Here is an 18,575-nt window from a genome sequence, read left to right as displayed (position 1 = left end):
AAACCTGACGATTATCTCCGAGTTTATTCGATTCTACTTTCGATGGAATCCAATTCCACACATCCTCTCGCAACCAGTTTAATGAAAGAAATCGAGAAAAAGCTTCGGCAAAAAAATAAATCTCCGATTTCAATTTTTTGGAAAAAAATCCGAGAAGTCCCTGGAAACGGAATCGAAGCAGTTTCGTTAAACGGAAATCAAACGTATAGAATCGGAAACAGAAAATTTGTTTCCAACGGCAAAGATTCGCAGGACGGAAAGATTTATATCGGAGTAAACGAGAAACTCATAGCGAGCTTCCGTTTGGAAGATACCGTTCGCCCTGAAGCAAAGGAAACGATTCGAAAACTAAAATCCAGGATTGGCTTTTTAGGAATCCTTTCCGGAGATTCCAAATCCGACGTTCAATCACTTGCCTTTTTTTTGGATCTGAAAAATTCCTTCTATGAATTGAAGCCGGAAGAAAAGCTGAAAGTCATAAAACAAGCACAAAATAACGGAGAAACGGTCGTGATGGTAGGAGACGGAATCAACGATTCCGCTTGTTTGGCGGCGGCGAACTTAGGAATTTCTATGGGAATCGCCTCCGATCTGTCCATAGACAAATCGGATCTCGTATTACTTTCCAACCGATTGGATTCTCTGGTGTACGCTATTTCCATATCTCAGAAAACGAGAAATATCATATTTCAGAACATTCTAATATCCTTAATCTATAATTTGATCATGATTCCTTTGGCCGCTTTTGGTTTTATGCTTCCGGTCATCTGTGCGGGATTTATGACTCTCAGTTCTCTTTCCGTAGTCCTCAATTCCATCTCTTTGCAATGGAGAAGCAAATCATGAACGCATTGTATCTCACGATTCCTATGGCAATGTTGATAGCTCTGGGAGCATTGGTTGCATTCCTCTGGTCGTTAAAATCGGGTCAGTACGAAGATATAGAAGGACCGAAATACAGGATGCTCTTCGACGACGAAGAATCAAACATCGGTAAACCGAAACAGAAAAAATTTCATGCAGACTGAACTTTTTCTAACCACGATTTCTGCGGCATTTCTCCACGGAATCACGAGTTCCATACACTGTCTCGGGATGTGCGGGCCCTTCGCCGGAACCTTAAATCTCTACCAAAAAGAAGCGAGGTTCAAAACGAATCTTCTCTACAACTTGGGAAGACTTTTATCCTATTCTACGTTAGGCGCTATTTTGGGCTTTGTGGGCTCCGGTCTCAATCTCGCAGGGAGGAATATAGTTTCCCTTCGGGAATTTGCGGCGGTGATCTCCGGAATTTTCGTCATTGTCTTCGGGCTCAGACTTTTACAAAACGCCGATCCCGAACGTTCCGGAGTTTATCAAAAAATTCTCAACAAATTTGCCGCCCCTCTCATCATTTCGCTCAAACAAGGTAAAAATCGTTCCGGTATCCCTTTGGCGTTCGGAATGATAACGGGACTTCTTCCCTGTTCTGCTTTGTATCCCGCTTTCAGTTTGGCGTTTGCGACAGGAGATATAGGATATGGTTCGATCATAATGTCCGTATTCTTTTTGGGAACGTTTCCGGCTCTTTTTCTTTTTGGAATCGGATTTCGAAAACTCGTCTTGAAACTTCCTACAAACGCAATCAAATTCGCCGGAGTTGCGGTGGTCTTTATCGGAATTTCTATGATCTTTTTCCGAATGAATCATACGCATGCGGAACACAAATATTCCCTAGACCCAAACAAAATCAAACGGCCCCCTTCCCAAAACGAAGAACATTCTCACCATCATTGACAAAAATTCTTTCCAAACATTCAAGTTTTCTCGAGAGATTTCGATTGTAAAAAGGGACGATGACTTCTAAACTGAAACCCCGGATGAGCGATTCCCTCAAGAATTTCACGGATTCCCTTTTAAAGGATCTGGAAGAAAACGAAAACGGATTCTTCAAAATAGAAAATGAAGATGGGCTTGCGTACCTTTCCGTTTTTCCCGCCGGCAAAAAAGGAAAGCCGGTCGACTCCAAAGAAATTTTAAGAAGAATCGAGCTTTTTCGGATCACGGAAATTTCTCCCGTAATCATCCAAAATCTTGCTCTCAAATCGGACGGCCTTTCGCATCTTATCGGAAAATGGCCCGGTAAACCGGAAAGTTCTCGGATCGAAATTGACATCTCCGAAGATCGTATGAAAGCCTATCTCATTTTTTATCCTCCCAAATACGGCGGTAGAATCTTAAACTCCGAACAAATTCAGGAATCGATTCGGCAGAGAGGAATCCAATTCGGAATTCGAGAAGAAATCATCGATACACTTTCCGAAGAACCGGAGTATGGAAAAAAAATTCTCATTGCAGAAGGTGTGCCTCCGGTTCCTGGGAAAAACGGAGACATACGGATTTTATTCATTCATCCGGCAGTTCCGAATTTAGAAGAGGATGAGTATGGTAGAGTAGATTTTAAGAATATTCAAATTATACAAAGTGTTTCTAAGGATCAAAAACTTGCGGAAAAAATTTCTCCTCTCCCGGGAAAAGAAGGAAAAAACGTATTCGGAGAAATTCTTCCCTACGATCCGGGAAAGGAAGCAGAATGGAAACTCGGCGCAAACGTTAGACTATCTTCAGAAGGAACTTTTGCCACTTCCCTGATCGACGGAAGACCGATCTTGGATCGCCAAGGAACCATACGAGTCGACGAAGTTTGTCATTTGGAGAACGTGGATTTTTCCACGGGAAACGTTAATTTTCCCGGAACCATCATTGTGGAAGGTTCGATCGCGGACGGTTTCACATTGGAAACCGAAGGATCCATCATCGTCAAAAAATCCGTCGGAAAAGTTTTTCTAAAAGCCGGAGGAGATGTCGTTTTATCCGGCGGATTCATGGGAAGAAACGGCGGTCTCATCGAATCCGGATCCGATATCTATACTCGTTTTGTGGAGCAAGGGAAACTACTGGCAAAGAACACGATCTTTATTGAAGAAGCGTCGATGCACTCCGAACTTGTGGCGGGAGAATCCGTTTTCATTCGGGGAGGCAGAGGAGAATTGATCGGTGGAAGTTGTGTGGCGGGCAAATCGGTCATCTGTACAAAATTAGGCGCCATCGCGGAAACAAAAACGTCCGTTTCCGTAGGAGTACGTCCCGAACTTCTAAAAGATCTAGAAAAACTTCGCAACGAAGTTCAGAAAAACCAAGAGATTTTAAAAAAGGTAGAACAGAGTCTCGCGAAGTTAAACGAAGATTCCCAAAGAAGACAACTGACTGCCGAAGAGAAAGAAAGTCTTCCGAAACTTTTGGCGATCAAACAGAAATATTCAGGAATTTTAAATAACCTTCTCGAACAGGAACAATCCATGATTATTGGTTTTGAACCGGACAAGGATTCCTACGTAGAAGTGGAACAGGAAATTTTTCCCGGAGTAGACATTTATCCCGGTAAAGGCAAAAACTTCAAAGTTCGTCTCAAAGAGATTCCAGGACCTTCTTTTGTGTTTTTAGGAAACGACGGAAACGCCCAGATTACAAAGATAAGACCCAAACGATTGGGGATATTACAAGAAGAGAATTAATCAACCTTATTAACAATCGATCCCAAAGCTCCATTTTTTCCAGTTCCCACATTCATTCTCCTATTTTTTAAGGATGATTTGTCCGGAGCGTTTGCAAATTCGTCTTCTCCCGAATGATTTTCAATGCGAGTACGTCTACAATACAGTTCGTAAGCGGTAAACGAACACTCCAGTATTTTATTCAAACGTCTTATCGATTTCACTCGTCCCAATCTTGACGTTTCCTTCTAAAATTACGAAAGAACCCTACTAAGATATTTAAGTTTTTTCTAATGCTTCCAAGAACATCGAAGTGACATTGTCCGAGACAATTCTCTTTTTACCGATTCTTATATTCTTTTCCGCGACGATAAGTTTTTTTCTTAGGTTTATTTTTTGGTTTTGGCTTAGGAAGTTCCTCAGCCGTAATTTTGATCAGAGTACTGATCCATTCTTTGTTTTCAAATTGGTCTGAAATCAGAAAACTCGGCTTCGCCCCCGGATAGGCCGACGCTTCCTGTACGTTTCCAATCCATTTTCTACCGCCTTCGGTGGGTTTTATAAAAAGACGATTATCGCAGATCAGTGCTACAATTTTGTCGTCGCAATAAATCGCATATTCTCCGAACATTTTTTTGGATACGATTTGCCCCGCGCTTTCCATTTGATCCACGATAAAATCTACAAAACTTGGATCCGATGACATTCTCATTCTCCTATTCTTATCAACATTTCACCTAACTACAATTAGGTTCTTAAAATCGCGTCACTCGTCTTTCGACGACTGAAACAATTCCTGACAAGAAGAAATCCCCCCGCCCTCCATTTCCTCACAAGGAACTTTGAGAAGGTCTTCCATACAAACTTTCACTTTGGCAATCTGTGCATCCGTAACTTTTTCGTATTCGTCGGGCAGAATGTTCTGATCCTTCTGTTCTTCCATACACTGATCCACGGAATACGCGGCGTTTTCCGAGGTTTTTTCCGAGGCGGGTAAGGTTTCCAGATAACGACTCGCGCATTCGGCAGTTTTTGTACAAAGACGAGTAAAATAGTCCTTGCTGAGTTTTTGAACGTCTTCTCTGGAAATGGAAGGACCTTTTCTACAGGTAGAAACAATCGAAAAGATTAATATAAAAAAACAGAATATAGATTTCGGCAACGAGTTCATTTCAATTTTGTAAGAATCAGTCTGTTTCCCTCCGGCAGGGATTGATCCAGATAAAAATGATCCGTGAGTTTTTTCACGAGATAAAGACCGATTCCTTCCTCCCGATAATCATTCGGCTCATATCCTCTAATTTCGGAAAGGTTTTTCTGATCTCCGAAATCGCGAATTCGAATTTCTATACGATCGTCAAAGAGGCTGATTTCTATGAAAATCGGTAAATTTTTTCTGCCACTGTAGGAATGTTTGATTACATTGAGAAGGCATTCTCCGACTGCGAGTTTGAGATCGGCAGAATCGCTCGTGGTAAATCCGTTCTCAAACGCCAGGTTATGGATTAGACTTCGAATGATGGAAAGATAACGAGGATGGGAAGGGATCTGCAATCGGAACAGATTTTCTAGATTTTTCTTTTTCCCGGAATCCATTTCGACTTCAATTCAATTTTTTAATCAGACACACGGTATTTTCAAAAGCAAAAATCCCTTTTTCGATCGTTCTTACTCCGATCACTTTCTCAAATGGAAAGACCTAAGAATGAGCGACTCACAGAAAACGTCTTCTTTTAAAATCCGACTTTTATCCTCTGGGATGAAATTTCTTATGAACTTCTTTTAAGGTTTTATTCGCCATGTGCGTATAAATCTGCGTCGTGGAAATATCGATATGACCCAAAAGTTCCTGAACCGATTTCAAATCCGCGTGATTTTCCAACAAATGAGTCGCAAAGGAATGTCTGAGAGTATGCGGAGTCACTTTTTTGGAAATAGACGTCCTTTTTATATAGTGGTTCAAAAGTCTCCAAACGGATTTACGATTGATATAAGAGCCTTTTTTAGAAACGAAAAGATACTCGCAGTTTCTCGCTTTGAGAATAAAAGGCCGACTCTGTTTCAGATAACGATTCATTATGTCCAAGGATTTTTCCCCAAACGGAACCAATCTTTGACGTCCTCCTTTTCCCTCCACTGTCAGTATCATTCCTTCCAGATCCATGTCGCTTAATCTTAAATTGCAAGCCTCCGAAATTCTAAGCCCCGAAGAATACAATAATTCGAAAATACATTTGTCTCTGAGTTCGTAGAGATTGTCCTCTCGTATACTCGCGAACAATTCCTCGATCTCGTCCTGCGTCAGGTAATCCGGGATGCTTCGCATCACCTCGGGAGTTTCGATCTTCTCGGTCGGATTGGTATCGAGTTTTTTTTCGTCCTTTAAAAACTTGTAAAACTGTCGAATTGCAACCACTTCTCTCGCTATCGTCTTCGAACTGATCTTGCGGTCCCTTTCCTCATTTAAAAAACGCATAATATCATTCGCCTGAACCTTTAGGAAATCTATGTGCTCCTTTTCCAGAAAGTTCTTAAACTTGTTCAAATCGTATCCGTAAGAGTAGATGGAGTTGTCACTTAATCCCTTTTCTACGGAGAGATATTCCTGAAAATTTTGAAGTAGGTTGTTATGTGAAGATGTCACTGTTTTTAGTCCCGTCTAAAATGTTTAACAAGTATTAAATCCTTCGGACATTTCCCCTCAGGAGAATTAAACTTTTTTATGTTGCCTAATGGGTTTATTGGAAAATTCTAATCGAAACCCTAGACAAATACGGTCTAAATTTTCTTTTTTTCTAACGATGAAAGTAAAAACTTCTGTATTTATGAGACCCAATATCCGATACATTTTTTTCATGTTGCTCTTCTCCGTTTCCTGTTCCTCCGACGAGGAAATAATCTGGAACGCAAGAGATTCTCTTTCTAGAGGAAACACTGCGGAAGCAATGCGCCTTTACGAATCGATCCTTAAAAAGAATCCGACCCATTTGGAAGCGAATCGCACTCTCGGAATGATTCTTGCGGATAGCGGACTCGCTCTCAATTCAGCAGCGTTTTATTTGGAAAAGGCCGAATCTTCTCTTCCCGGCGATTCCTCCCTTTTACTTTATCTTCTTGAAATTCATTTACAAGAAAAAGATAGGGATAAAACGAAAAGAATTCTGGAAAAAATTTCCAAGTCAAAAGATAAAGAAATGGAAAATTACGCAATTTTTCTAAAAGATTGCCTTCTTGAAAAAAAGAAAAACGGATCAGAATTCAACCGATTCAAGGCGAGTGCGATTCCAACCCTTCTACCTCCCGCAAGACGTTTGTTTTTGAAATGCGAACTTTCCCTTTACGGCGTGTCTCACAACTCGGGTTTCATCTGTCCAAAAAACCGAACCGTTTACCTATCTTCAAAATTCCCAAAACTCGGCCCATCACCTCTTCCTGAAAGTGGTGTAAGGATTTTTAAATACTCACTCGGTTATTTCCCGAGCGTCATGAGTTTCATAAATCATAATAAACTCAACTTGCTTTTCTTATTCGATTCCGACGAATTGCTCCCAAAACTTAGTATCTCAACTCTTGGGAGTTGTTCGATAAGTCGTTCTTTTTTGTGTTTTACTTGTTCTACAAAGCGCGAACTTTCTTGCGTCCACTTCTTAATTCATCATGAAATCGTTTCCATATCGTAAAATCATTCTTCCTTTTATCTTCTGCATTGCGTTATGCGAAATATTAATGAGAATGTTTCCTCCCGCAGGCCTCATTTACAGACTGAGAGATAAACAAGTCCACTGTATCGAAGAGTGGGAAATTCCGGAAATCATGCTTTGTCCGAATTCCGACACAACCCTACCTCATCCTGCTGGATTTACGTTTCGAGTAAGGGTGGAGGAACACGCTGAAAGAATCGTTTCGGAAGAAAAAGTAATCCCCGGAGAAAAACCGGAAATATGGTTGATGGGAGATTCCATCGCCTACGGTTTCGGACAAAACGATTCCGATACGATCGCTTGGAAATTGCAGGAAACACTGAAATCTTACGGAATCCAAGTTCGAAATCTCGGAGTAGATTCTCTCGGTACGAGCGGAATTCAAAGAAAAATGGAGAGGACGATTCTTTGTAAGGACTCTGCAAAGAAGGATTGTATTCTACCGAAGGCGGTATTTTGGATTTATCATCCTTCGGATCTGCAAGACGTGTACAGAGAAATCTACTTAAAAAATTCAATCTATGGAAGATGGCTCTTTCGAGCCTCCGTTTTTTTATCCAGATACAGCGCGCTCTTTAATTACCTCAAAATTCAAAGCGAAAACAGGAGATTGGAAAAACTCCGTAAAAACGGTCCCGAAACGATTCCGGAAACTATTAGCAACTACCCGGACGATCATCCGTCCTTCCATGAAATGAGAATCTTTTTCGATACTTGCAAAAAACTAAATATTCCCTTAACCGTGGTCTTATACCCAAATGGTTCCCATTCCTTAACCCCTCTTCCATCCACTCCCTTGCTCGATCAAGTCATGGAAATCGCAAAACACAAAGGAATTCCAGTTCTAGACACAAGGCCCGATTTCATTCGCGAATACAATCGAAACAATACCGATTTTTACCTTCAAAACGACGGGCATCCAAACGCAATCTCGGCAAAGTTGATCGCTGATAGGATTTCAGAAAAAATTCTTAGTCAATCATTTTGATTATTTTATTTCGATTTTATCCTCAAAAAAACTATGAATTCAGTGAGTGATACAACATTAAATTAACGTGAGTTCGATATAACAAAATACGAAAGCGATTCTATGTTTCGATCCGTAGAGAGGCACCCACAAGTTAAGAAGGCTTTTGGGATAATAAGGATCAAAAACTGATATTTTTCAAGTGTTCCGACAAGAATGAGGCTTTTTACTTGCAAAAAGTATGATTTTCTGATAGAGAGAAATCTCCCGAGTCTTTCCGCCTCCCGCCCTATTTCGCGCCCCATAGAAAGCGAAATAGAGTTTATTTTCCCTGCCACCCAAAATCAGGGGAAACTCAGGCACAACGCTTCCTAAGGGGCGCGTTGTGGGGCCGATCGTTTCACAGAGGATTTGTCGGAATTCCGACAGATTTATCTTCGGATCCGAGTATTTGTGGGGTTGGTTATGTTAGAGAGCAACGCTTTAGTTTCTTATTCACCCAAACTTTCTTACGACCCTGCTCACGTTAATTTATTAGGTGAAACGGATTTCGAAACTACAACTGAGCTTCAAAGAGTAGAACTCTGAAATTCAATTACGTTTTTAGCGCTTCTTCCGATCCCGGGTAAGGCTCGCGGAAACACAAACACATGAACAAATTCCTATGAAAAACTATAAAACAAGAACCTAACCTCAAAACTGAAAATAGAGAAACGGCTGACTTACCGTCACGCTGTAAAGAATGAAACCGACAAGTATCATCATTCCCGCCAAAGGATAAACGACCCAAGGTTTATTTTGAAGATCTTCCATCCAAGTTCGTCTTTTCTCCTGAAGATAATCCGCTCCGAATAAAATGATCACCGCCGACAAAACCGCAAACGGAACCTGCAAAGTCTGGCCATTCTCCCAGGAGAAAGTTCGCCTAACAATAGCAAACGCAAGCTCCAAACTAGTATTGTATCCGTATTCCGGAGACGCTTTGGCCCGAAAGAAAAACATAGAAAAAGAAAAGATAAGAAACGAATACGTGTATTTGATCCAATCCGGAATTTTATCCCAACCGCTTTTTAAAGAGGAAAAAGAAAAGATAAATCTTTCCAACACCATCACGAGCGCATGGCAAGCTCCCCAAATGATAAAATTCCAATCCGCTCCGTGCCAGATACCGCTCACAAAAGTAGTAATGAACACGTTGAAGTACGCCCGAAAAACACTCACTCGATTTCCGCCTAAGGAAATGTAGATATAGTCTCTGAGCCAGGAGGAAAAGGATATATGCCATCTTCTCCAAAGTTCCGTTACGGTTTGAGACAAAAAAGGTCTCATAAAGTTTTCCGGAATGGAATATCCTAGAATCCTTCCGGTTCCGATCGCGACATCCGAATATCCGGAAAAATCGCAGTAGATCTGAAAAGAAAATAAAAACGCCGCTAAGATTAAAGAAAGAGAATCATAAGCGCCAGGATTAGCAAACACCGGATCCACTGTCAGAGAAATCGGATCGGCAACGAATGTTTTTTTAAAAAGACCCCAAGACAGTTGCCTAATCCCGGGAAGAAGATTTTCTTTTTTATAAGTATAATTCTCCAAAAATTGATGGAGCATATCCTGAGCCCGAATGATCGGTCCCGCGACAAGCTGGGGGAAAAACGAAAGAAAAAGTCCGAACTGAAAGAGGCTCCTTGCCTGTGAAACGGTTCCGCGATACACGTCCACCGCATAGGAAATCGCCTGTAGGGTAAAAAACGAAATACCCATCGGTAAGATCGCGCCCGTTGAAGAGACGTAGGCAGGATCGCAAGGTTTTGAATCCGTAAATACATTCCAAGCATGGATGGAAAAATCCATATATTTAAATAAATAGAGAAGAAGTAAATTCCCCCAAACGGCTATATTCAAAAAGAATAATTTTGAAAATTTAGAACGGGCGGTTTCCATTCCTTTTACCGCGTAATACGTCAAAACGATCGAATAAATCAGAAGAAGAACAAAAGGAATTTTGAATATAGCGTAGAAATACAAACTCGCTAACAAAAGCCAAAATCGTTGAAACTTTACCGGAAGCCAAAAATAAAGACAAATTACGAGCGGGGCAAAAACAAGATATTGAACCGAATTAAAGAGCATTTTTTTCCAATTCCTTGAGCTGTTTTTCCAAGGCCCGTTTTGCCCATCGGTTTCCGAACACGGTCAAATGCCCGTCTTCGGGAATAAAATAGTCCCGAATCCCTGAAAACTTTTTATCTTTCGCGGTTTCAATCACTTCTCCGCACATCTCCCCGGTTTCTTTTCTAAGCTTAAGCACAGGGATTTTCTTCTTTTCAAAATAAGCCGCCGCTCGAAGCGCATAATTCTCCAAAGGATGATAAAGCCCTCGATTTCTGCAAAAGATCTCTTCTACCTGGATCGGCATCAAAACCACGATCAACCGAATTCCTCGCGATCTTGTGTATTCCACCATTTCGTCATATGCTTGTTGTGTGATTTTCGGAAGTGGTTCCAGAGAACTAAGAGGCGGTTCTTTTTCCCGGCAGGAAAAGTAATCCGGAATCGGTTCGGGACAATATTTTCTTTTATATTCCTCCTTGCTCATAACATCTGGGTTAGGGACTGCAAATACATTCGTTTTTTCGAATATATCTTTCTTGGCAGGATCGCATTTTGTTTCCGAAATTCTAAAAAAAGAATCCCTCATATATTTTGCGGGGGTTTGTTCGGCGGTAGAAGCGGAGGAAAGTCCGGTAGAATTCCATTCCGATCTCAAACGAAACAGAGTAAATCCGTATTGGACTTTTAATTGTTCAAAAGCCAGTTTCAAAGCTTGAAGCGTATAAGAGGCTCTGGAAAGTTCGAATTGAATTCTAAAATTTCGGTTAAAATTCGGATCCCGATTTCGAATCTCGTCGATCTCGTCATCCGGTAATATTCCTTTCGCTCTAAGTTCCTCCGGAATCGTAAAGTCGTTTCCTGAAACGAAAAAAAGAACTTCTTTTAAATTCTTTAATTTAGGAGCCATGTCTTTCAATCTTCGAAGCGCTCCTAAGGAACCGTATGCGTCCACCGCTAGATTTAAAGTCTGCCTCGCTCCGCCTTTTAACTCGATCCCGTTCAGCAAATTACAAAACGTGTCTTCATCGGAAACTCCAAAACCCATCACAAGACTATCCCCCAAACAGGCGAGTTGGGGTTTGTTCAGATCGGGTTCTTCCAAGCCTCTCATCCCGAGAGAATTGGTTCTGAACCTTCCTTCCCATTTTCCGGCAAAATGACGGATATAAATATCCTGATCCGGCGCGAGATCCACGTAATAAACCGGATTGTATCTATGGAGAAGTTTTTGATCTCTATAAAATTGAAGAGAGGGGCTCTTGAGAAGATTGAGAAGAATTTCCGTTCCGATCAAAGCGAGAATGAAAAATACAAGGGCTCGTCCTGCCCAGGAGAAAAATCCTTTCATGGATAGAGGAAAGGTTGGAATATAAGGCTTGTCTGGCAAGCGAATTCTATCTTTCTCCTTCAAGGTCAAAATCAACTCATGATGATTTCGTAGGTAATTCAAACGCATACCTTTCTCATCCGTCAAAACCGTAGGATTAGTGGATAGATGTTAGGGGTCAGAGATCGGGAGTCAGGGGTCAGATTAGGGGTCTGTGAAGTTAATTCCGTTTTGAGACAGTCTTTAAAGTTCTGCGAAAGAGAAAAACTTTCCAAATTCTCAGGATCTGCTTTACAACGTAAGAGTCTAAAAATAGATCAAGTTTAGAATCATTCTAATAGAGGAAATCATGGCCCACAAAATTGTCATCATAGGTTCCGGACCGGCCGGGCATACTGCCGCGATTTATGCCGCCAGAGCAAACTTAAATCCGGTGATGTATGAAGGATTTATGGCGGGCGGAATTGCCGCAGGCGGTCAGCTTACAACCACTACCGAAGTCGAAAACTTTCCCGGTTTTCCGAATGGAATCGACGGCACCCAATTGACCCAACTCTTCCGAGAACAATCCGTCAAATACGGAACCAAAATCCTGACACAAACCATCACTAAAGTAGATTTTTCCTCCAAGCCGTTCCAACTCTGGTCGGACGAAGAATTGATTGAAGCCGAAACGGTAATCATAGCGACCGGAGCCACCGCAAAAAGAATGCATGTAATCGGCGAAGACACCTACTGGCAAAGAGGGATCTCCGCCTGTGCGGTTTGCGACGGAGCCCTTCCGATTTATAGAAACAAAGAACTGGCCGTCGTAGGCGGCGGAGATTCGGCAGTAGAAGAAGCCTCTCATTTGACGAAATTTGCCTCTAAGGTATATTTGGTTCACAGGAGAGCCTCTCTTCGCGCATCCAAAATTATGCAAAAAAGAGCGACCACTCATCCCAAAATCGAAATCATCTGGAACTCACAAGTCAAGGAAGCAAAAGGAGATGGAAAAAATCTCACCGCTTTGACTTTGGAAGACACGACGAACGGTCAAAAAAAAGAACTTTCGGTCGGAGGACTTTTTTACGCAATTGGCCACAAACCGAATACGGATATTTTCAAAGGAATTTTAGATCTGGATGAAAGTGGCTATATCAAAACCGTACCCGGTTCCACTAAAACGAGTATCGAAGGAGTTTTTGCCGCAGGGGACGTTCAGGATAAAATCTATCGCCAAGCGGTCTCCGCCGCGGGCTCCGGTTGTATGGCCGCACTCGATGCGGAACGTTGGCTCGAGTCCAGAGAAAGATAAGAATTTTAAAATATTCTTATCCATTCAAAAAGATGCTTAACGTTCAATCGCGCATCGGATGAAAACTTGGAATACTTTCACGGCCGCTCCACGAGCATTCCTCTTCTGTTTCGAATATCATAAATATAGAATGTGATTTCGGGAAGTTTTGATACGACGGGGGACGGCTTTTTCTTTTTCGATTCTTCTTTCTCTTTTTCCAAAGAAACGATCATCACCAATCTTTCCCTACCGGAAGAAGGAAGAAATTTTTCCAAAGAGTATTTCCTCGGAAGAATCCCCACAAGAGTCGCACCGATCGGATTATACACAAAAACCTGTTTTCGATCTTTTTGATTTAAGAATCCGTCCTTGTTCGTATCTTCCGTCATTCCGATCAGGATGAGATTTTTTCCCGTGGAAATTCCGGGCGCCAAAACCGAATCCAATTCGACTTCTTCGGTAGTTTCTCCGGCTTCCTTTTCTTTGTCCGTACCCGTAAAATAATCCCAAATGTAGACGTTTCGGTTAAATAACTTCCTATGATTTCCGGATTCTAAATCGATTACGGTAAGATTTCTTGCATGATTCAGATTTTTTCTGTAACCCGCAACCGTTTCTCGAGAAAGTTCAAACGGATAAAAAAGATAACGTTCCCAAAGAATCACAGAATGATTGAACAAGTCCCCGCTCCTATCCGCGGGAGTCGTAGGGTCTTCTTTGGAAGAGCCAGATTCTACCAACTCCACCCCCCTATCTAAAATGAACCAACTTTTGGAAAGAGTAAAGACGAGAATCCCGACGACGACGACCCCGAACGTGTAAACTCCCAGTCGAATTTTTTCCATGAGTAGAAAAAAGCCCGGGAAAATACTAGGTCAATGAAAAAAAGTCAATGAAAAAGGAATCTATTTTATCTCCAAAGCGTAAGCACGTTCGGGAACCGTCAAATAAGAAGAAATTTCTCCCGTATCTTCCCGAAGCCTTGTGTTCTGATTGAAGGTATCCAAAATGATCTTTCCATCTTGAACAAAATTATAGAGATAATTTCCGGGCTTCATCTTTTTGATAAGAGTAAAAACTTCATTATCTTTTTTTAATACGTCCTCTTCCGGATCCCAATGATTGAAATCTCCAACGAGCGTGATCATCTCTGCGTCTGGAGCGTAAATTCTAAACTCGACGGTTCTATATTCCAATTCCTCATAGGGGGAATCTTCCAAAATTCGAGTGGTCGCGAGTTTATCCGGCCCGGAAGGAATTGCGATCAATCTAGAAACCAAGGAACCATTGCCGTCTTCCGCCGAATCCGGGTTAGACGGATCATGAGTGAATAAACCGTCCACTCTAAACTTATATTCCAGTATTTTAAGTTCCTCTCGAATCGTATCCCTACTTTCCGGATTATGTACGATGTAAAAAACTCCGTGACTGTTCTTTTTCAAAGGAATACATCTCCAAAGAGAAAAATTTCCGCATACGGAAACCTCCTCGTTTTCGATTCCTTCAAAGGTGAACAAAATTCCACGATTGAGAAGCTTTCCAGTCTCCAAAGATAAGGCAGAATCGATGTAACGAATGTATCTAGGAGCCACGGCCTTTTTCAGTTTTTCCATCTGCCAGTAATAATAAATCTTCTCCTTTTCCACAGGTTCCAAAAAGTCTTCGTAGTCTTCCGATGAAAAAGATCCGATCCAATTTCCCGTATCTTCGTCGGCACCAATTGCAACGCTTATCGTCAAAAGTAGTATTAATAAAATTTTAATTACAGGAATCGATTTCATTCTGGATAAAAGTTCGATCAATTTCCGAAAAAGCATAAGGCAAATCCGTAGTCGCATTCGCAGAAATCAGATCGAGTCCGATAGGACATAAATTTTTTTCGATTCGGATGGGTTTACACGATTTAAGGGAGAGTTTTTTCCTTGGAGAATCCACAGGCCTACCGATATAATTTAGCAGGAAATCATGGCAGAGGCGAATTCTACCCCACTGAACGAAGCTGAACTAGAACAAATTCATTCTATTCTCCAGCCTCTGTCCAAGAATCCGGAAATTTCGGAAGAACTCAATCCGATGCTTTCCGTATTTCGTCAGAAGATGGGATACGGAACTCAAACGCTCTCCCACGACGAAGAGGAATCCGAAGAACCTACCTCTGAGGAAGTAGATTCCGATTACGAATCTCCAGAAGCGGAAAGTCCGAAAAGACCTCCTACCAAAGTTTTTGAAGACGACGATATCGATTTAGATGAACTCTTAGCAGAACCGGAACAAACACAACAAGCAGACAATTTTGAAACTCCTCCTTCCGTCGATTCCGACCAAACGGACCCATTTGCAGATTTTGGAATGGACTCTGAACCTGCTTCGACAGCGTCGGAAGAACAGGATCCATTCAGTGATTTCGGGCTTTCGGAAGAAACGAGCTCGGCTCCTGATGATTTTTCATTTGGAGAAGAATCCACAAGTACGGATGAGGGAGATCCATTTGCGGGTATAGAGGAAATGACGGGAGATTCCCCAGACCCATTTGCAGGAATGGAAGAATCTTCCGAAGCGGATCCGTTTGGCGGAACCGATATTGGAGAGGATTTCTCATCCGTATCTTCTCCCGTTTCGGAAGCAGATCCATTTGCGGGTATGGACACATTCACATCCATTCCCGAATCTGCCGCAGACAGTTCCGATCCATTTGATGGACTCGAAACCCAAAGCGAAAGAGATGAGTTCGACCTTTCCGGAACAGAATCCGCCCCAACCGATAGCGGAGATTCTTTTGACGAATTTATGTCCTCGGAACCTCCTCCATCCGGCGGTGGGGACGATGATTTTTTCAGCTCTCCCGCAGACTCGGAATCTCCATCCGATCCGTTTGCCGACTTTGGCGACTTAGGTCCTCCTACAGGACAAGATCCGTTTTCGAATCTCGCCTCTTCTGCTACCGTTTCCGAAGATCCTTTCGCCGATTTTGTTCCTTCCACAGCAGAAGACACGTTATCCGACATACCAGCGGACTCTTCCTTCGAATCCTTCAGTCCCGACTTAGAGTCTGATGTGGATGGTAGAGATTTCGATTCCGGAAGTTCTTTAGGCCTAGAAGCGGATCTGCAAGGACTCGCAAACGAAGAAAAACAGGATATCGATAAAGGGCTCAAAGACGAAGAACTCGCAATCATACAAAAAGAAATTCTCAGATACCCGCCTACTTTACGTCGTGCGGTGATTGATTCAATCGTTCAAGATCGGCTAACGCCTAGAGATCAAAAAGGGCTCTTAGAATTAATCAAGATCGAAAGTTCCCCCCAGGAAATCGCAGACTTCCTCTCCGGAGCCTTAGGGGAAACTATCTCCGTCTCTCAAAAAATGAGCGGATTCTCCAAAGACGGAGTTCCTATCATTTCTACAGATCCTGTTTATACCAAAGAAGGTCTACAAAGACAAAGAAAGGTAATCCGCAGGACGATCATTTCAATCGCGGCTACGATCTTTCTCGTAGTAGGCGGAACTTTATTTTACAAAAACTTCATCATTCCAAATCAAGCGGCTCAGTATTACGAACAAGGCCTCACTCTGATTCGCGAGGCGGGAGCTTATCCGAAAAACAGCGAGACCCGAAAGAAAAAATTCTTCGAAGCGGAAGAATCTTTCGCCAGGGGAGAAAATATTCTACCGAACCATCTCAAATATTTGAATCTCTACGGCGTGGAATACACAAGAGTTGAGGAATACGACAGAGCCTTTGAAAAATTATTTGGTAAGGTAAGTCCCGATTTCGGCGCCGGAAGAGAAGAACCTTCTTCCAACGCTTGGGACAAACGCGAAAAAGTTCCTATCGTCACCCTTACCAAAGGCCAAGTCTGGGATAACGCAAAACTTCCGATCGCAGGAAAGATCGGAAGCGAAAATCGTATGGTGCTCGTCGCTCAAGACGGAATTCAAAGAAAGATCATGAAAGCCGGCGCGTATATCGTGATGCGTTTGGAAAAACAAACACACGACAATCCAACGTATAAGAATTTAGGAAGATTCCATTCTTCCATTATGCCTTCTTTTACCGAGCCTTCTCTCGGGGGCGGAAAATATAAAAACGATCAGCTCGCGATTAACTTTTTCAAACAGGTATATACCGACGGAAACGAACCCTACGATGAGGAGTCCACCGCCGGAATCGCAAAAATTTATTACAACCGAAGGGAGTTCGGCAAAGCCGCGTCGTTTTACAATAAGATCGTGGAGATCGATCCTTCGAGTTCCGTTGGACAAGGCGGCCTACTTTCCACTTACATCGAAATGTGGAAGGAAGACGGAAATCCTCAGTTCGTGATCAATCACCACAGACAGATCAAGAACAACCTGGATATAGAAAAGAAACTCTCTCTTCACGTTCTTTCCAAGCTTGCCTCCTTCTACACCGATCTGAATAAAAAAGAATTAAGAATTCGTTATAATATCAATCCTATCGATCAGGTTTCAGGAATGGAAGTCAACGACAACGCTCTTGAAATTTTGGATCTCATCTATCATAAAACGGAAGAAGATCCCGTAACCGGAACGGAAATAGAAGGCTCCCAATATGCGGAAGGCTACTATCAAAGAGGGAGATATTTCGCTTCCATCAAGGAATCCATCCAAGCCAGAAGATTTTTCGAAAAAGCCGCGACACTCGATCCCGCTCATTATCTCGCTTCCACGGAACTCGCTGAAAACGCGATTCGTCTCGCGAACTTCGCAGAAGCAGATAAATTGTTAAACGAATCCCTCAAACGTTTTGAGAATTACAAACAAAGCTACGGAGCAAGAGAAGAGGACGAAACACTGATCCAAGGAAACGTGGGGCGCATCTATTTCGATAAGGCGAGAATCCAATATTTATCCGCGGCAGGGATTCATGAAAAAGATAAGATTACCGAATTTCCGGGACGTAAAATTTATCCGTTCCGCGCAAGAACCTCGATGGATACGGTCGCAAAAACAAGATCCATGGAACTCAAAAATTCTCTGGACGGATTTTCCAAAGCGGAATCAGTTCAAACCGACGAAAACGAATTCACCCTCATTCGCAGATGGAGAACTCCCCTTCCCGTAGGAATTCAAAGAGAACTTCGCTACTTCAAAGGTTGGGTGGATTACATGAACGGAGACTTTGCCGCTTCCCTCAACGAATGGGCCGGTTTTGAAGACGAGGACGAGTACAACCATTCCACCTTACTCATGGGTAAAGCGAACGCTTTCTTTTATACAGGCCAATACAAGGCGAGTCTTGGAAACTATCTCAAAGTTCAAGACGACATGGAAGAAAAATTGTTGAATATGGGCCTCCCCAAACCGGATGATCCATATCACCAGGAAGTCTATCAGACGTTAGTCGCCGCTTACAACAACATCGGCGCGGTCTATGAAAAACAGGGAAACACTGCCGAAGCTCTGAAACACTATTGGAAGGCGATCGAAACCGCAAGAAAAATCAACGAGATTTCGGAAATCGCAATGTCGAACAAGGACCTCATGTTCAAAAAAGAAGCCATCGGTCAAGACCCTCTTCTGGAAGACTGGCTCTCTCCCACTTTAGACAGCGTTAAAAAGTTGGCGAGAGAATGAGCTTTATTTTTAAAGCCGTCCTAAAAATCTCAAAAGAAATTACGATCCGATTGTTAAA

At 42.3% G+C, this 18,575-nt stretch carries 16 protein-coding genes (1 of these 16 cut by a window edge); 8 read left to right on the top strand and 8 right to left on the bottom strand.

All coding sequences use genetic code 11. The features are described from left to right. The 4 genes from FHG67_RS11105 to FHG67_RS11090 all read left to right on the top strand — a co-directional run. A protein-coding gene (locus FHG67_RS11105; protein ID WP_142499789.1) for a heavy metal translocating P-type ATPase crosses the window boundary here: on the top strand, positions 1 to 846 show its 3' end. The gene continues 1,596 nt to the left of window position 1, outside the view; the window shows 846 of its 2,442 coding nt (coding positions 1,597-2,442); the start codon falls outside the window, past its left edge; its stop codon occupies positions 844 to 846. Continuing rightward, positions 843 to 1,028, top strand: coding sequence for a cbb3-type cytochrome oxidase assembly protein CcoS (gene ccoS, locus FHG67_RS11100; RefSeq protein WP_004497795.1), 186 nt, complete (start codon positions 843 to 845; stop codon positions 1,026 to 1,028). Before FHG67_RS11105 ends, ccoS begins: the two co-directional genes overlap by 4 nt. Beyond that, entirely contained in the window at positions 1,018 to 1,776 is a 759-nt protein-coding gene (locus tag FHG67_RS11095; protein ID WP_142499788.1) for a sulfite exporter TauE/SafE family protein, read from the top strand. Before ccoS ends, FHG67_RS11095 begins: the two co-directional genes overlap by 11 nt. A gap of 83 nt (positions 1,777 to 1,859) precedes the next feature. Then, positions 1,860 to 3,554, top strand: coding sequence for a FapA family protein (locus FHG67_RS11090; RefSeq protein ID WP_172616498.1), 1,695 nt, complete (start codon positions 1,860 to 1,862; stop codon positions 3,552 to 3,554). Positions 3,555 to 3,873: 319 nt separating this feature from the next. Here FHG67_RS11090 and FHG67_RS11080 read toward each other — a convergent pair whose 3' ends face one another. The 4 genes from FHG67_RS11080 to xerD all read right to left on the bottom strand — a co-directional run bounded on the left by FHG67_RS11080 (position 3,874) and on the right by xerD (position 6,177). Next, complete coding sequence (locus FHG67_RS11080; RefSeq protein WP_004497799.1) at positions 3,874 to 4,239, bottom strand: TfoX/Sxy family protein; 366 nt, start codon at positions 4,237 to 4,239, stop codon at positions 3,874 to 3,876. 60 nt (positions 4,240 to 4,299) lie between these two features. Beyond that, on the bottom strand, positions 4,300 to 4,704 hold the full coding sequence (locus tag FHG67_RS11075) for an LA_2478/LA_2722/LA_4182 family protein (protein WP_016759301.1): 405 nt from the start codon (positions 4,702 to 4,704) through the stop codon (positions 4,300 to 4,302). Next, a complete protein-coding gene (locus FHG67_RS11070; RefSeq protein ID WP_002616704.1) occupies positions 4,701 to 5,129 on the bottom strand; it encodes an ATP-binding protein in 429 nt (142 codons plus the stop codon). Before FHG67_RS11070 ends, FHG67_RS11075 begins: the two co-directional genes overlap by 4 nt. A gap of 151 nt (positions 5,130 to 5,280) precedes the next feature. Further along, a complete protein-coding gene (gene xerD / locus FHG67_RS11065) occupies positions 5,281 to 6,177 on the bottom strand; it encodes a site-specific tyrosine recombinase XerD (RefSeq protein WP_002722782.1) in 897 nt (298 codons plus the stop codon). A gap of 181 nt (positions 6,178 to 6,358) precedes the next feature. Here xerD and FHG67_RS11060 point away from each other — a divergent pair, with 181 nt between their 5' ends. Further along, a complete protein-coding gene (locus FHG67_RS11060; protein ID WP_376767503.1) occupies positions 6,359 to 7,213 on the top strand; it encodes a tetratricopeptide repeat protein in 855 nt (284 codons plus the stop codon). Further along, a complete protein-coding gene (locus tag FHG67_RS11055; protein WP_376767504.1) occupies positions 7,191 to 8,222 on the top strand; it encodes an LA_2486 family SGNH/GDSL-type esterase in 1,032 nt (343 codons plus the stop codon). The genes FHG67_RS11060 and FHG67_RS11055 overlap by 23 nt, the downstream gene beginning before the upstream one ends. Before the next feature lie 672 nt (positions 8,223 to 8,894). On the opposite strand, the gene FHG67_RS11050 is transcribed toward FHG67_RS11055, so the two are convergent. Together FHG67_RS11050 and FHG67_RS11045 are read right to left on the bottom strand one after the other, a co-directional pair. Further along, positions 8,895 to 10,331, bottom strand: coding sequence for an MBOAT family O-acyltransferase (locus FHG67_RS11050; protein WP_002618090.1), 1,437 nt, complete (start codon positions 10,329 to 10,331; stop codon positions 8,895 to 8,897). Further along, positions 10,321 to 11,661, bottom strand: coding sequence for an LA_2490 family SGNH/GDSL-type esterase (locus FHG67_RS11045; RefSeq protein WP_036075360.1), 1,341 nt, complete (start codon positions 11,659 to 11,661; stop codon positions 10,321 to 10,323). The genes FHG67_RS11050 and FHG67_RS11045 overlap by 11 nt, the downstream gene beginning before the upstream one ends. A gap of 328 nt (positions 11,662 to 11,989) precedes the next feature. Here FHG67_RS11045 and trxB point away from each other — a divergent pair, with 328 nt between their 5' ends. Further along, positions 11,990 to 12,937, top strand: a complete 948-nt coding sequence (gene trxB, locus FHG67_RS11040; RefSeq protein ID WP_004500443.1) for a thioredoxin-disulfide reductase — start codon at positions 11,990 to 11,992, stop codon at positions 12,935 to 12,937. A gap of 77 nt (positions 12,938 to 13,014) precedes the next feature. On the opposite strand, the gene FHG67_RS11035 is transcribed toward trxB, so the two are convergent. Beyond that, positions 13,015 to 13,764, bottom strand: coding sequence for a hypothetical protein (locus FHG67_RS11035; protein WP_002618093.1), 750 nt, complete (start codon positions 13,762 to 13,764; stop codon positions 13,015 to 13,017). 60 nt (positions 13,765 to 13,824) lie between these two features. Next, complete coding sequence (locus FHG67_RS11030; protein WP_002618102.1) at positions 13,825 to 14,736, bottom strand: early set domain-containing protein; 912 nt, start codon at positions 14,734 to 14,736, stop codon at positions 13,825 to 13,827. Between the two features lie 148 nt (positions 14,737 to 14,884). Here FHG67_RS11030 and FHG67_RS11020 point away from each other — a divergent pair, with 148 nt between their 5' ends. After that, on the top strand, positions 14,885 to 18,517 hold the full coding sequence (locus tag FHG67_RS11020) for a tetratricopeptide repeat protein (RefSeq protein ID WP_142499786.1): 3,633 nt from the start codon (positions 14,885 to 14,887) through the stop codon (positions 18,515 to 18,517). Positions 18,518 to 18,575 lie beyond the last annotated feature (58 nt).

It is taken from the genome of Leptospira weilii (assembly GCF_006874765.1).
GTDB classification, from domain to species: Bacteria; Spirochaetota; Leptospiria; order Leptospirales; family Leptospiraceae; genus Leptospira; species Leptospira weilii.
Note: the sequence above shows the minus strand (reverse complement) of the source record. Positions and strands in the feature narration are given on the sequence as shown.

Bases quoted from the DNA above. Each gene is read 5' to 3' on its own strand.
- FHG67_RS11050 (WP_002618090.1), bottom strand. From the start codon at position 10,331: ATGCTCTTTAATTCGGTTCAATATCTTGTTTTTGCCCCGCTCGTAATT.
- FHG67_RS11030 (WP_002618102.1), bottom strand. From the start codon at position 14,736: ATGCTTTTTCGGAAATTGATCGAACTTTTATCCAGAATGAAATCGATT.
- trxB (WP_004500443.1), top strand. From the start codon at position 11,990: ATGGCCCACAAAATTGTCATCATAGGTTCCGGACCGGCCGGGCATACT.
- FHG67_RS11070 (WP_002616704.1), bottom strand. From the start codon at position 5,129: ATGGATTCCGGGAAAAAGAAAAATCTAGAAAATCTGTTCCGATTGCAG.
- FHG67_RS11090 (WP_172616498.1), top strand. From the start codon at position 1,860: ATGAGCGATTCCCTCAAGAATTTCACGGATTCCCTTTTAAAGGATCTG.
- FHG67_RS11020 (WP_142499786.1), top strand. From the start codon at position 14,885: ATGGCAGAGGCGAATTCTACCCCACTGAACGAAGCTGAACTAGAACAA.
- FHG67_RS11035 (WP_002618093.1), bottom strand. From the start codon at position 13,764: ATGGAAAAAATTCGACTGGGAGTTTACACGTTCGGGGTCGTCGTCGTC.
- FHG67_RS11095 (WP_142499788.1), top strand. From the start codon at position 1,018: ATGCAGACTGAACTTTTTCTAACCACGATTTCTGCGGCATTTCTCCAC.
- FHG67_RS11060 (WP_376767503.1), top strand. From the start codon at position 6,359: ATGAGACCCAATATCCGATACATTTTTTTCATGTTGCTCTTCTCCGTT.
- FHG67_RS11055 (WP_376767504.1), top strand. From the start codon at position 7,191: ATGAAATCGTTTCCATATCGTAAAATCATTCTTCCTTTTATCTTCTGC.
- ccoS (WP_004497795.1), top strand. From the start codon at position 843: ATGAACGCATTGTATCTCACGATTCCTATGGCAATGTTGATAGCTCTG.
- FHG67_RS11075 (WP_016759301.1), bottom strand. From the start codon at position 4,704: ATGAACTCGTTGCCGAAATCTATATTCTGTTTTTTTATATTAATCTTT.
- FHG67_RS11080 (WP_004497799.1), bottom strand. From the start codon at position 4,239: ATGTCATCGGATCCAAGTTTTGTAGATTTTATCGTGGATCAAATGGAA.
- FHG67_RS11045 (WP_036075360.1), bottom strand. From the start codon at position 11,661: ATGAAAGGATTTTTCTCCTGGGCAGGACGAGCCCTTGTATTTTTCATT.